The 13,645-nt window shown below is 51.6% G+C and carries 9 protein-coding genes; 3 read left to right on the top strand and 6 right to left on the bottom strand.

Annotated features, from left to right (window positions below; translation table 11 throughout):
- The first annotated feature begins 22 nt into the window (after positions 1–22).
- Both Q4E93_RS11955 and Q4E93_RS11950 read left to right on the top strand, forming a co-directional pair.
- Positions 23–403: a BlaI/MecI/CopY family transcriptional regulator gene (locus Q4E93_RS11955; protein ID WP_303585432.1), complete on the top strand. Its 381-nt coding sequence runs from the start codon at positions 23–25 to the stop codon at positions 401–403.
- 2 nt (positions 404–405) lie between these two features.
- Complete coding sequence (locus tag Q4E93_RS11950; RefSeq protein ID WP_303585430.1) at positions 406–2,088, top strand: M56 family metallopeptidase; 1,683 nt, start codon at positions 406–408, stop codon at positions 2,086–2,088.
- Between the two features lie 14 nt (positions 2,089–2,102).
- Here Q4E93_RS11950 and Q4E93_RS11945 read toward each other — a convergent pair whose 3' ends face one another.
- From Q4E93_RS11945 to Q4E93_RS11920, 6 genes are all read right to left on the bottom strand, one after another.
- The gene (locus Q4E93_RS11945) at positions 2,103–3,131 is read right to left on the bottom strand and encodes a PorP/SprF family type IX secretion system membrane protein (RefSeq protein ID WP_303585428.1); all 1,029 of its coding nucleotides are present in this window, start codon (positions 3,129–3,131) and stop codon (positions 2,103–2,105) included.
- Positions 3,132–3,161: 30 nt separating this feature from the next.
- Positions 3,162–3,797, bottom strand: a complete 636-nt coding sequence (locus Q4E93_RS11940) for a WbqC family protein (RefSeq protein WP_303585426.1) — start codon at positions 3,795–3,797, stop codon at positions 3,162–3,164.
- A gap of 291 nt (positions 3,798–4,088) precedes the next feature.
- Positions 4,089–6,422, bottom strand: a complete 2,334-nt coding sequence (locus tag Q4E93_RS11935; protein ID WP_303585423.1) for a DUF2330 domain-containing protein — start codon at positions 6,420–6,422, stop codon at positions 4,089–4,091.
- A gap of 125 nt (positions 6,423–6,547) precedes the next feature.
- On the bottom strand, positions 6,548–9,712 hold the full coding sequence (locus Q4E93_RS11930) for an efflux RND transporter permease subunit (RefSeq protein WP_303585421.1): 3,165 nt from the start codon (positions 9,710–9,712) through the stop codon (positions 6,548–6,550).
- Positions 9,713–9,743: 31 nt separating this feature from the next.
- Positions 9,744–10,892, bottom strand: coding sequence for an efflux RND transporter periplasmic adaptor subunit (locus Q4E93_RS11925; RefSeq protein ID WP_303585419.1), 1,149 nt, complete (start codon positions 10,890–10,892; stop codon positions 9,744–9,746).
- Between the two features lie 27 nt (positions 10,893–10,919).
- The gene (locus Q4E93_RS11920) at positions 10,920–12,245 is read right to left on the bottom strand and encodes a TolC family protein (protein ID WP_303585417.1); all 1,326 of its coding nucleotides are present in this window, start codon (positions 12,243–12,245) and stop codon (positions 10,920–10,922) included.
- A 257-nt stretch (positions 12,246–12,502) separates the two neighbouring features.
- Here Q4E93_RS11920 and Q4E93_RS11915 point away from each other — a divergent pair, with 257 nt between their 5' ends.
- Positions 12,503–13,444: an NAD-dependent epimerase/dehydratase family protein gene (locus Q4E93_RS11915; protein ID WP_303585415.1), complete on the top strand. Its 942-nt coding sequence runs from the start codon at positions 12,503–12,505 to the stop codon at positions 13,442–13,444.
- The last annotated feature ends 201 nt before the right edge of the window (positions 13,445–13,645 follow it).

The raw sequence follows: 13,645 nt of genomic DNA, 5'->3' as shown, positions 1-13,645 counted from the left end.
ATTGCTTTTCAAATATATTTTTATGTCGACGAAGTATATAAAGCCAACTGAAAGCGAGCTGGAGATCCTGCAGGTCCTTTGGAGTAAAGACCTGGCCAGCGTTCGGGAAGTGCACGAGGATCTGGCCAAATCCAAGGACGTAGGCTACACCACTACGCTCAAGCTAATGCAGATCATGCATGAGAAGGGGTTGGTGAAAAGAGACGACTCTTTCAAGACCCATATCTACCAGGCGGCTGTCACCAGGGAGAGAACGCAGAAGCACCTGCTTGGCAAAATGATCAATACTTTGTTTGGCGGATCGCCTACGGAACTGGTTCTGCAAGCGCTGGGCAATCACAAGGCTTCCCCGGAAGAGCTGGAAGAGATCCAACAGCTATTAAATAATCTGAAAAATCAATAGGCATGCACCTGCTTACCCAATCCGCTTTACTGAGGGCGCTGGGATGGTCATTGTTAAATAGCCTTTGGCAAATGGCTTTTTTGTGGCTGGTATATGTTTGCTTTGTCAATATTTTCAGGCGCACTTCCGCCCATCTCCGCCATGGACTTGCGATCCTGTTATTAGGGGCCGGAACTGTCTGGACGGGCATCAGCTTTTTCAATGCTTTTTTCTCTGCAGATCCGCTTACGCCGGCTTCCCGGCTGGGAGTATCTTCTTTTTGGGGATCAGACCGCATCGCCTCCTTCCTGGTGGCAGGCAGGCAGCTGATCATTGAAGGTCTCCCTTATTGCTCGACCCTTTATCTGCTGACCTTGTGTATGCTTTTTGCCCGTTTTGGCAAACAATATTTTTATTCCAGGCGCCTTGCCCATGCCGGTCTGTCGAAAGCGGCGCCGGAGCTTCGGACCTTTGTGGAGCAGACAGGCCGGAGGATGGGGATAAAAAAGGTCGTAAAGGTCTGGCTTTCTTCCCTGGTGGAAGGCCCTGTGACCCTTGGCTCCTTAAAGCCCATCATTCTGCTGCCGCTGGCAATGGTAAGCCATCTCAGCCCGGAGCAGATGGAAGCGCTGATCCTGCATGAACTTGCGCATATCCGGCGGCAGGACTATCTTTTGCATCTGTGGATAGCTTTCCTGGAAATACTGTTCTTCTTCAACCCCTTCTCAAGACTGCTCATACGAAGCATTCAAAAAGAAAGGGAGCATCGTTGCGACGACCTGGTCCTTCAATTCCGATATGATCCTCACACTTATGTCTCTGCGCTGCTGGCCCTGGCAAAAGGCATACAGGGAAGTCCCCGGCTGGTGCTGGCCGCCACGGGCGGCGACGACCAACTCCTGCTGCAAAGGGTCAGGCGGATCCTGAAGCTTAATCAGACGTCTGAACCGCTGAGGGGAAAACCATTGATATTCCTGTTCCTGACGCTTTTTACCACCGGCATGCTATTGTCTTGGCCGAACTTTGCGGTGAAGCAGCCGGCTGCGTTCCGTGTTCCGGCGATTGCTGCCTCAGAGAAAAAAATAACGGACGAGCCGGCCGGCGGGGAAAGCAAGCGGACTGCCTTTGTATCGGTGTCTTTCCGGATAGCGCATAAGCAGGCAGCCCTCCGAAAGCCTGCAACGCCACACGCCCATCATAAGGATGCAGCCGGCGATGAAGACAGTTATGCAACGGATGAGCTGATCCAGTCGGATGCTCCTGCTGAGGATGAAGATGGCAACGCCCTGGCAGGCTATGCTTCCACGCCCCTGCAGGCCGACAAACGGGACTACTCCATTTCGGCACATACCGACGTGGTTACCCAATTGCATGGAGATGGCGCGCCTCCTCCTTATGTTCCCAATTCGAGCTTCTCCTTCCAGAACATACAGGACAGCACTACCCTTCCCGGAGAGCAATATGTATACTTGCAGCAAATGGCCTCTCACCAGGTGGAACTGGCTATCAATAAAATGCAAAAGGAGCTGCAAATTCAGCTAAAGCTTCTCCAGCAGGCAGGCGCGAAAGAAGCACCTGAACTAAGGCAAAAACGCCAGATACTAATGGAGCAGCTTAAACTTCAGCAGCAGTACCTGGATAAGCAACAGGAACTGCAAAGAAAATTGGGCAGGATCGGGAAAAAGCGGGTTACCGTAGTCATCTGATATCAGACCTCCATTCACCAAATATTTTTAGGACACCAATCCCCGTATTTGTTTCCGATGAGGAACCCAATGATGATCTCATGGGTACCCTTGCTGATGGTATTCAATTTAGAAGTTGTCAGGTCATAGGAATAGCCGATATTAAAAGTATTGGAGACGTTGAGCCCGGCCATGGCAGAAAAGCCATCATAAGTCCGGAAATTAGCCCCTATCCATAAGAAATCCTGGTATTGCAGCTTGGCGGAAAAATCGAATTGCAGGGGCAATGGGTCTACGTATTTCACCATCACGGAAGGTATCAAATTGAAGTCCTCGTCAAGCAGGAAACGATAGCCGGCTTGTCCGAACAGGTGGGGCACTAATTTTCCGGGATGAGGAGCGATCTTATCCGTAAATGCTATTTTCTGCGGAATGATCTGCTGCGCAGAGAAGCCCATGAAATAATCAGCCGAATACAGCCAGATGCCTGCCCCAAAATCCGGCTTGATCTTATTCAGCTCGCCGCTGGAGTAAACCGCGGGATCCACAGGTACATCGAAAAAAAGCTTGCTCCTGTCCAGGTTCAGCTGGCTGATGCCTGCGGCAAAGCCCAGGGCAAGGCTGGTGCGGGGGCTAAGTCCCAGATGGTAGGCATAAGTAGCGTAGGCGGAAAACCGGCTGAGTGGCCCGGTCCGGTCATCCAGCACCTGAAGGCCGACGCCGTGGTGAGGTCTTGCGGCCGTATAGTCATCCCAATAGTCCCTTCCCCGGGGATTGTAGCCGGGTTTATGAAAAGAAGTCGCCGTTTCACGATCATCCTTTTTGCCCAACGGCCCATGGATGGTGAGATAAGTGGTGATCGGTGCATCCTGAACGCCCACCCATTGGTGGCGATGGCTGATCTTCACATCCGTGTAATTTTCGATCCCCGTGAGGGCAGGATTGAGGATATAGTTATTGAGAATATACTGGGTGTACTCCGGTTTTTGTTGCGCTTGCAGCAAGGTACCCAGGAGAAGGCTGGTGATCACCGGCAACACTCTGATCACTGTAAAAAATCGCATCAGGCAGTTTTGGTTTGCAATCCATGTAATTTACGATGTTGGGTCGACCCCGGCAAGTAAAGATCGGGCCCGCTGACCCTCGCAGAATAATAAGTCCAGGATGGAGAGATGCGGGATGAAACCGGTGATCTCTTCAAAGACCTGGCGGTAGATCACCGGAGACGAAGTGCTGCCCTCCCTGATATTTTTGGGGCGGATCTGTCCCCGTATGTCCAGCCAATTCACTCCATCATAATGCGGCCGCCAGGATTCCGTAAGCGCCACCCGGACGGATAACGCCAGGGCACGGCATGTCCATTCGAAACAGGCGAGGTTCCAATCCAGGAGAAAATCAAAGCGCCTGCGATAGAACAACTCCAGCTCGTCCCGGTAAAATTCAAACCAGGGTGAACGGCTGTAGCAGGCAAGAATGGTCTTCCAATGCCGGTCCTGCCAGGAGTAGGCATTCGCAATTTTCACTTCTTTCATCAGGGTCTTTTGATCACGTCCTTTTTCCAGGGGAATGCTGAGATGGATCCGTCCCTGGGACCCGGCGATCTCGCACCTGTTGCGAAAACTCATTTTTTGGTAACATTCATATTGCTCAAATATTATATTTGATGTCTTATTTGAGATTTTATATAATATAACACTTGGAAAGTATTGTAAATCAGTTACTAGATTCATCTACATAAAATTTAATTGAGTCTTGTCTAAATTTGGGGAGATTAGGCACCTATAGGACTATTTGGAGCCAATAAACAAGTATTAATAAATAGCATATAAAATATTGTAAGTATTTAAAAATCAATAAAATGATATATTTAATTATCCTCCAATTATATTAGTAGCCTGGTTTCGCTCTTCTTGCGGCTTTTTGCGGCTTGGAACCCAAACATTTTAGCAGAAAAAAACGTCAACCCGGAAGATACGAAATCCCCCGTGAGCCGGGAAAATAAAAAAAGAGCATTCCCTCTCCTATTCTTCCCCCGTCCGTCCTTTCCGCTTGAAACAGGCCAGGGAGATCAGCACGATCATACCTAACGAAGTGCCCCAAATCTCTAGTCCGTCCTTTTTCTCTTGGTGTAGGGTCATCGCAGCCACAGCATAAGAGCTCCCGGCAGGAATAGCTCTTTCCTCATCCGTCTGCGCGAGGAGGTCCCAGTCATCGGGTCCTTTGCCTGTGAGATAGGTCAGCATCTCCAGTTCATCCTTACGCCTTTCCTTCAATTCATTGAGGTATTTTTTTCCTTCCGGACAGCTGAGATCCCCGGTAGCCGGGTGGGTGATAATATAGCGGGCCTGGAAATTTTCCGTATTGGCTGTCTCCTGGAAAAGCAGGTCCTGGGGGAAGGCCTTGCGGTTATACCGGACATGCAGCCGGGTGAAATAGACCTTATCGGAAGCCTCCTGCCCCGCTTCATCGTCTGCCAATGGTGATCCTCCCATCCACCATACACCGGCCTGTACCAGGTCCTGCCGGGAAGGAGCGCTGGCTACGCAGGGATCGCATTTTACATAGTTCCGGGGACTGACATCCCAGGCATATTCCAGCATCGTCACCGCCTTACCTTCCATCTTCCATTGATGCTGAAAAAGATTGGAATAGAAATTCCCGAAATTTTGCTGTACGAATAAGGGGATATTTTTCCCGGTCGGCAGGGACACGGTCCGGTAGTTGGCGCATTCGATCCTACCTCTTTTACTGAAAGCATATACGACCATGTCCTGGTCGCCTTCCGCATTGGCCATGCCCAGACGGATGGGCAGCATGAACCTGGGAGAATTGAAAGAGATCTGGATTGGCCTGAGGAAATTGCCCGGCAGCTTCTTCTTTTCTTCCTCATTTACTTTTACGACGAAGAACTTCAGGTTGCTCCTGATGTAGGGCTCCAATACCTCCTCAGCTCCTGCCGGGATCTTATACCCATTCTCCGTAAGCCAGGTTTTCAATCCCTGGGATTCCTTTGCGCTGAGGATAAGAATATCGTATTCACCCACCAGGTACCGGGCTTCTATACGGACACCGAGGTCCTTTTTGCTTTTGCCATACCCCACTACCACTACTTCACCCATGGCCAGCCCGGGGACCCTACCCTGGAGTTTATCTTGTATCCCGCAGGGATTATTGTCGTAATATTCCACCAGCCGTGGCTGGCTATAGTCATTCAGGGTTGCGAAGATCTTCTGATCCACCACCTTGATATCCCTTTCTTTCAATACGACGGGCACGGGCACCACCATGGCAAAATCCTTTAGATCGCCTTTGAAATCATTGTACATGGTGATGGTGCTCCTGTCGCCATCGTGTACGACGATTACCTGCGATGTCTTGTTTTTCAGTGTCCCATCCGCCTTGCTGACGTAAAATCCGCAGAAGGCCGCGGCATCATGGCCGATCATGGTAACCAGGATCACGGCTGCGCCTGCTTTTCTAATCCTTGTTCTCATACCCTGTTTTTTAAGTTGTAAAAGAAAATTAAATTGAATGGGAGAAGACGACCATTTAAAAGCGCTGGCCCTGAAGACCCTGTCCAGGACAGGAACGAGGGGCGCCGCCGCCACTAATACCCAGATTGACGTATTATATTTCCATTGGAAGGCGGCAAGATAGAAGGAGACCACCGCGATCAGCGATGCCCAGATGATCCTTGCAAAAGGATGGTTGGGAGAGGTCCGGGGGTCGCTGATCATAAAAAAGGCGAATAATAACAAACTTCCGGTTGTAATGGAATGAAGGAAATGATCCACGGGCCATTCCAGCACATAGGTCTGTCTCCACCAGGTCAGCAGCACAAAAGTCAGGAGAAAGGCAAGCGTAGTATCCAGCTTCTGCACGCTTGTCACGACGATGGTTCCAAAGACAATGGTAAGGAAGAACAGTATGGCATCGCTGCCCCATTGCCCGGGAGAAAGCCAGGCATCCTGCGTGATCAGCAGCGTAGCTACTATTCCGAAAGCGGAAGGATTGAAAATATGTTTGCCGCCGACGCGAAGAACATATTTCGAAGCTACTGTCAGCAGGGCGGCCAGTAAGCTGGTGTACCAATGGCCCGTCTTCAGTAATAGACAAAGGCTCATAGCGCTGATGAGGGGGCTTAGCCCCCAGGAACGCCAGCTATGCCTGGCAGGCCATTTGCGCAGCCGGATGCCCTCGGCCAGATAGTTGAACGCCACCGCACTTACGATACTGACAAGGTAATGGCCCCATTCAGCCGTCCAGCCCAGGTAAAGCAGGCCATAGGACAAAAAGATGGTCTGAAAGAACAGCTGGAAACAGCGGGGGTCGGGGACAAATCGTTTTACCGGCATAATACCTTTTCAGGCAAGGATGCTCTTTTTCTGCCGATTGCATAAGCGCCTCAAAAAAAGAGCGTCTCAATCATGATTGAGACGCTCTGTATATTCCCGGGATCTTTAGCCCTACTTTATGGATCTTATTCCGACAAATTCGGTCTTTGCTTCTGCAGCTCTTCCAGCTTTTTCTTGCCATAAGCCGTCCGTGTGATGACCACAAAAAGCACCGGCACGATGAAAATGGCCAGCAAAGTGGCTGACAGCATCCCTCCGAATACGGTGAAGCCGATGGTATTCCGTGCAACGGCACCTGCGCCCGTGGCAAAGATGAGGGGCAATACGCCCAGGATAAATGCCATGGATGTCATCAGGATGGGGCGGAGACGGAGCTGGACAGCCTCCAATGTAGCCGTTAGCACCGGCACCCCTCTATCCACCCTTTCCTTGGCAAATTCCACGATCAGGATGGCATTCTTGGCCGCCAGACCAATGAGGGTGATCAGGCCGATCTGGGCGTACACGTTATTGGTCAGCCTGGGCACCAGGGTCAGCGTCAGGATAGCGCCGAATATCCCGATGGGCACGGCCAGCAATACGGAGAATGGCACCGACCAGCTCTCATAAAGGGCCGACAAAAAGAGGAATACGAACAGGACAGACAGGGAGAAGATGTAAATAGTGCTGGACCCGGATTCGATCTCCTGTTTGCTAAGGCCGGCAAACTCATAACCATAACCTTCGGGCAGGGTCTTAGCCGCCACTTCCTGCAAGGCCTGGATGGCCTGGCCGCTGCTAAAGCCTGGCTTGGCGCCGCCGTTGATCTCCGCCGTCCGGAAGATGTTGAAGTGCGAGATCAGCGGGGCACTTTCCTGCAGCTTGTAGCTCACCACCGTGCTCAGCGGGATCATCTGCTGGGCGTTGTTACGCACATAGAACTGCCCGATATCGGAGATATCAGCCCTGTAGATGGTGTCGGCCTGCGCCACCACGTGGAAGTTACGGCCATAGATGGTAAAGTCATTGATATAGCTGCTGCCCAGGTACATCTGCAGGGTCGAATATACATCTGCCAGGGACACGCCGAGCTTCTTACATTTATCCCTGTCAACAGTTACCTGGTAGCTGGGTGTATGGGCAGTGAAGAAGCTAAAGGCCTGGGCGATCTCGGGCCGCTTGTTCATTTCGCCTACAAAGTTCCGGACCACCTTTTCAAAGGTGGGAAGGTCGTCATTGCTTTGCCGTTGCTCCAGCTCGAATGTGAAGCCGCCCGTTTGTCCCAGACCGGGAATGGCGGGGGGCGAAATAACGACCACGTTGGCCTCCTTGAAGACGGCAAAGCGCTTACGCATCTCTGCCATAACGCCGTCCAGCTGCTGACTCTTCTCTTTCCGGTCGTCCCAGGGCTTCAGCTGGCAGAAGATAGTGCCGCTGTTGGATTTCGTGGCAAAGGTCACTACGTTCAGTCCGCCCAGGGCCGCGTAGTGGGCGACTCCGGGAATGCTGTCGATGACCTTCATCATACTGTCCAGGACCGCAAGGCTTCGGGTCGTAGAGGCGGCTTCCGGGATCTCATAGGTGACATATACGCGGCCTTCGTCCTCCGTGGGGATGAAGGCGCTGGGTTTCTGCTTGAAGAGGAACAATGCTCCCAATACGATGCAGATCAGCAGGATAATGGCCAGCGGCGCCCGCTTGATCCATCCCTTTACACTCTTGGTATAACGGATCGATACCCGGTGGAACCAGCTATTGAAATGATAGAAGAACTTGTTCAGGCCTCGCGAGTTCTTGTCGAGATGCATAGGCCTTAGCAGCAAGGTACAAAGGGCTGGCGTCAGCGACAAGGCGACAAAAGCGGATATCAGGACGGAAATGGCGATGGTAATGGCAAACTGCTGGTACAGACGGCCTGTTATGCCCGGAATGAACCCTACGGGTACGAACACTGCGGCCAGGATCAGCGCAATCGCCACCACGGGACCGGAAATGTCCTTCATCGCCCGTGTGGTGGCCTCCTTCGCAGAAAGCCCCTCTTCGTCCATATAATGCTGTACAGCTTCCACCACTACGATGGCATCATCCACCACGATCCCGATGGCCAGCACGAAACCAAACATGGTAAGCGTATTGATGGTAAAGCCCAGCGGTATGAAGAGGATGAAGGTGCCTATGATGGATACCGGTATGGCCAGGACAGGGATCAGCGTCGCCCGCCAGCTCTGTAAGAAGAGGAATACCACCAGCACCACCAGCCCGAGGGCTTCCAGCAGGGTATCCACCACTTCGCTGATGGATACACGTACGACGGACACCGCTTCGAAAGGCACTACATAATCAACTCCGACGGGGAAATATTTTTTTAAGGCATCCATGGCCTTGTATACGCCTTCTGCCGTAGCCAGGGCATTGCTGCCCGGCGCCTGGTACACCAGCAGGTAACTGGCTCTTTTCCGGTCGACGAAGGAATTGCTGGCATAGCTGAACTTTCCCAGCTGGATCCTGGCCACGTCCTTCAGGTAGATGATCGAGCCGTTCTGGGTATTGCTGCGGATGACGATGTTCTCGAAATCCTTTTCAGAGCTCAGCCGGCTGTTGGTGAATACGGTATACTCGAAAGAAGAGGTGGCTTTCTGCGGCGGTACGCCTACGGAACCTGCGGCGATCTGCAGGTTCTGTTCCTGGATGGCGGCGGTCACGTCCTGCGATGAAAGGCCCAGCTGGGCCATCTTGTCCGTCTTCAACCATATGCGCATACTGAAATCATCGGCGCGTGTGAACACGTCTCCTACCCCTTTCACCCGCAGGAGGGCATCACGAACGAATATATTGGTATAATTGTCCAGGAAAGGCACTCCATGGGAGGCGTTGGGTGAGTAAATAGCCACCAGCATCAGGATACTGGGGTTCCTTTTGCGGGTGATGATCCCCAGGTTCTTAACCACCGCGGGCAGCGGCGGAGTAGCGATGCCCACCCTGTTCTGAATGTCCAGGGCGGCGATGTCCACATTGGTGCCCACATCCAGGGTAACGGTGATGGTCGATTGCCCGTTGTTGGTGCTGTTGCTCTGCATATAGGTCATGCCGGGCACGCCGTTGATCTGGGTCTCGATGGGCGTGGTGACGGTCTGCTCTACTGTCTGTGCGTCCGCGCCAGTGAAATTACTGGTCACCTGGACCGTAGCCGGTGTGATATCCGGGTACTGGCTCACCGGCAGCGTCAATATTGCCAGTACGCCCACGATCAAAATGACCAGTGATATTACGATAGCCGTTACCGGCCTTTTTATAAAAGTATCTGCAATCATAGCTGTGACTTGATCTGTTGTCTGATGAATATTATTTCCCTTGCTGCTGTGCACCTGCCTGCGGCTTAGCTCCCGGAGCTCCCACATTTACCTTGATGCCGTCCCTCACCTTCTGCACACCGTCGGTCACTACCTTATCTCCTTCCTGTAGTCCTTCCCTGGCAACGACCTTATCGCCAACATGGGCGCCAAGGACGACTTTCTTTTGCGCCACCTTGCTGCTGTCGCCTAGCACGTAAACAAAGTTCTCACCCATCTGCTCGACCACTGACTTTAAAGGAATGAGGAGGCTGCCGATGGCGCCTTTATTCTGGATGCGTACATTCCCTGTGACACCGGGACGTATGGTGTTCTTTGGGTTGGGAAAAATTAGACGGGCTTTGATGGTGCCTGTCGTAGGATCTACTGCGCGGTCCAGCAACAGGATATGCCCCGGGTAAGGATAGACGGTCCCGTCCGGCTGTACGAAAGTGAAAGTGGAATCATTTGCCAAAGGCTTTTGCTGCAGCAAAGCAGAGAAGCGGGCGATCTGCTTTTCATCCAGGGCTACATCCACGGCCAGGGGATTGTCGGAAGAAACGGTGTTCAGCAGTGTCTGCGGATACACGGCGGTACCCAGCTTCACCTGGGAGATCCCTATCGTGCCGTCAAAGGGAGCATAGATCATGGAATACTTCAGATTGGTCTGCACACTGGCCACATTGGCCTGCGCAGCCTCTACCTGCCGCTTGTTGGCTTCCAGGTCTGCCAGGGCATGATCCAGCGTCTGGCGCGCAATGGCATCTTTCTGCGAAAGCTCGGTATACCGGTCGGCATCCTGTTGCGCCCTTGCCAGGTTGGCCTTGCTGACGTTGAGGTTGGCGATCGCCGCGTCATAGGACGCCTTGTACTGCTGCTGGTCTATTTCATACAATGGCGCTCCCTTGCGTACATGCTGCCCGTCCTGGAAAAAGATATGGGTAATATTGCCCGAAACCTGCGGCTTGATATCCACCTGGTTCAGGGCAGCCACGGTCGCAGGGTAGGAATCAAAATAGGTAGCATCCCCGGGAGCTACCGTGTACACCGATACGGAGACTGGAGGAGGTGTTGCGGGACCTGCAGGTTTATCGTTGCCGCAAGCCGCCATTAATCCGGATACGATGATCATTAGTCCTGTCCAACGTGTAATATTTTCCATATAAAAACGATGATTTATTTTGCTATATTAAAATTTAATGGTCCCTAATGCCTTTTGAACATCCAGTTTACTGCTCAACACCTGGTACAGCGCGTCACTGAAATTGGTTTGTGCATTGCGAAGGTCTGTTTCGGCCGTGATGAGCTCCAGATAGGCCTTGATCCCGCTCCTGTACTGCAGCTCGATGGTATTGAACACATCCCGGGCAAGATCGAGATTCTCCCTCAGCACATTATAATTATTGAGGTATCCTTTATAAGCAGCAAGCGCCTGCGCATATTCAGTACCAATGGAGTTTTGCAGGTTCACGATATCCCAGTCCAGGCGTTGGACCTGCAACTCTGCTATCCTGATATTCTGGGTCCGTTTGGTACCCTGGAAAATGGGGAAGCTCAGCATCAATCCGGCATAGGAATTCGGGAAATTATCATTATATAGTTTTGAGAACCGGTTGTTGAGGTAATTCATGTTGTAAGCTCCGTTGGCTGTCAGGCTGGGCAGGTAGCTCCACTTCTCGTATTGCAGATTGGTCTGCTGTAATTTCTTTTGCGTCAACAGCGCCTGGTATTCTATCCGGTTGTTAAAGTCTACTCCGGACAGCGTATCCACCAATATATCCGATGCCATCTGCGCGCTGTCATATACGAGATGGATGCTGTCCTTCGAAGTATAACCCATCAGCTGCTGCAGAGCACTGTATTTGGCCTTCAGCGCCTCTTCATTTGTCTTCCGCTGCGCCTTCGAATTATTCAGGGAGATGGTTGCCCGTTTGTAATCCGTCTTGTCCACCAATCCACCCTGGTACTGATTGTAGGTGTCCTTCAGGTTCCTTTCCAGCCGGCGGATGTCATCATCCAGCACTTCTATCTGTTTCTGGGTGAGCAGCACATCATAAAAAGCCTTGCTGACATTCACGACGAGGTTGATCTTATCGGTGGCAGTATATTGCCGGCTCAGCTTCATCGCGTCATTCTTAGTCCGGCTGGCCAGCAGCACGTCCCTGTTGAAAATATTCTGGGTCAGCCCCAATCCTACCAGCGAAGTGTTGTAGACGCCGGAACGCACATAGGTGCCGTTAAAATTGATGGTCTGGAGCTGAAAGTTATTCTGATAGCTGGCATTGAGGTTCAGCTGCGGCAGCCAGTCTGCCAGCTTGCTGCGGATCTGCCGGTCCGTGATCTGTTCGTCCAGCATCGCCTGCTGGATCAGCGGATAGTGCTTCAGGGCAAAATCGACCACCTGTGGCAAGGTCGCCTGCTGCAGCACTGTGTCGGGAGCCTTCTGGGCGTTGACCGCCGGAGATAAAATAAATAAGCCACTGCTGACAAATACTGCATACATTATTCTTTTCATAAATATGTTGGCTATAGATGAATGATCTTCTTTCGGCAGGCAAAAATCGCTACAAATAGTTGAGACAAAATAACCGCTGATGTATTTATGTATTCAATACACCTATTGCGCAGCAAATTTAAACAAACGTTTAAATTAAACAAACGTTTAATCAATTTTTAATCATATATATTTCTAAATATTTTATTTTCATACAATTAGGCTGGGATAAGACGTTAATGTCCTTCTGTCTATCTTTGAAAGCTAATTCCAACACCATGTCGATCCATACCATACTAGGCGCCGGAGGCGTCATTGCCAACCGTCTTGCCCGCGAGCTTATCCGTCATCAGCTGCCCGTCCGGCTCGTTTCCCGGCATCCATCGCCCTTTCCCGGAGCAATGACACTTGCTGCCGACATTACCCGCGCGGATGACGCATCAGCGGCTGTCAGCGGGTCCGCCGTCGTCTACTGCTGCATAGGCCTGAAATATGATTACGCCGTCTGGAGACAAGCCTGGCCGCTCATTATGAACAATCTCATCGAGGCTTGCCGGCAGGCAAATGCAAGGCTTATCTTTTTCGACAACGTATATATGTACGGAAGGGTCGATGGCGCCATGACGGAGGAAACGCCTTATGATCCGGACAGCAGGAAGGGCGATCTTCGCGCCCGGATCGCCACCCAGCTGATGAGCGAGGTACGGAAGGGCAATATCACCGCCACCATCGCCCGCGCAGCGGATTTTTATGGTCCCGGGGCCGACAAGACCAGCGTATTCAACCTGCTGGTTTTCCAGCGACTTTTCAAAGATCAAAAAGCACAATGGCTCGTGAACCTCCATGCCCGCCATTCCTTTACCTATACTGAGGACGCCGCCAGGGCGCTGTACCTGTTGGGGAGTGATGAAAACTCCTGGAACCAGGTCTGGCATCTTCCTACTGCGGCCGACCCGCTCACCGGTGCCGGCTATATTGCATCGGCGGCGGCGGCCCTGGGCAAAACGCCCCGCAGCATGGTGCTCCCTAAATGGATGATCCGCATAGGAGGTCTCTTCGACAAGACGACGGCGGAGTTGCATGAAATGCTCTATCAATATGAATACGGTTATTTGTTCGACTCTTCTAAATTTGAAAAGGCATACAATTTTCAGCCTGTTTCCTACGCAGAGGGTATAAATGCGACAGCCAATGCATATACGAACAGCACTGGCTTCTGAAGAGGTGTAAAGGTCAGTAACAAAAACGGGAGACGGATGCTGATGGAAACGGAGTTAAAAACAGGTCAGGCAAATTAATCTTCTGAAAAGCTACCAAAATAAAATGATGCAACAAAATTTGTTTCCATTTTGATGGCACTCCGGGAACGATTGCGCAATTAAATCCATTAGGTCAGCCGGGAGAGTCCGGTATTCCTGCCG

The sequence above is a fragment of the Flavitalea plasmicola genome, assembly GCF_030546645.1.
Taxonomy (GTDB): domain Bacteria; phylum Bacteroidota; class Bacteroidia; order Chitinophagales; family Chitinophagaceae; genus Puia.
The sequence above is the reverse complement of the archived record's forward strand: the minus strand, read 5'-3'. Positions and strand labels throughout refer to the sequence as shown.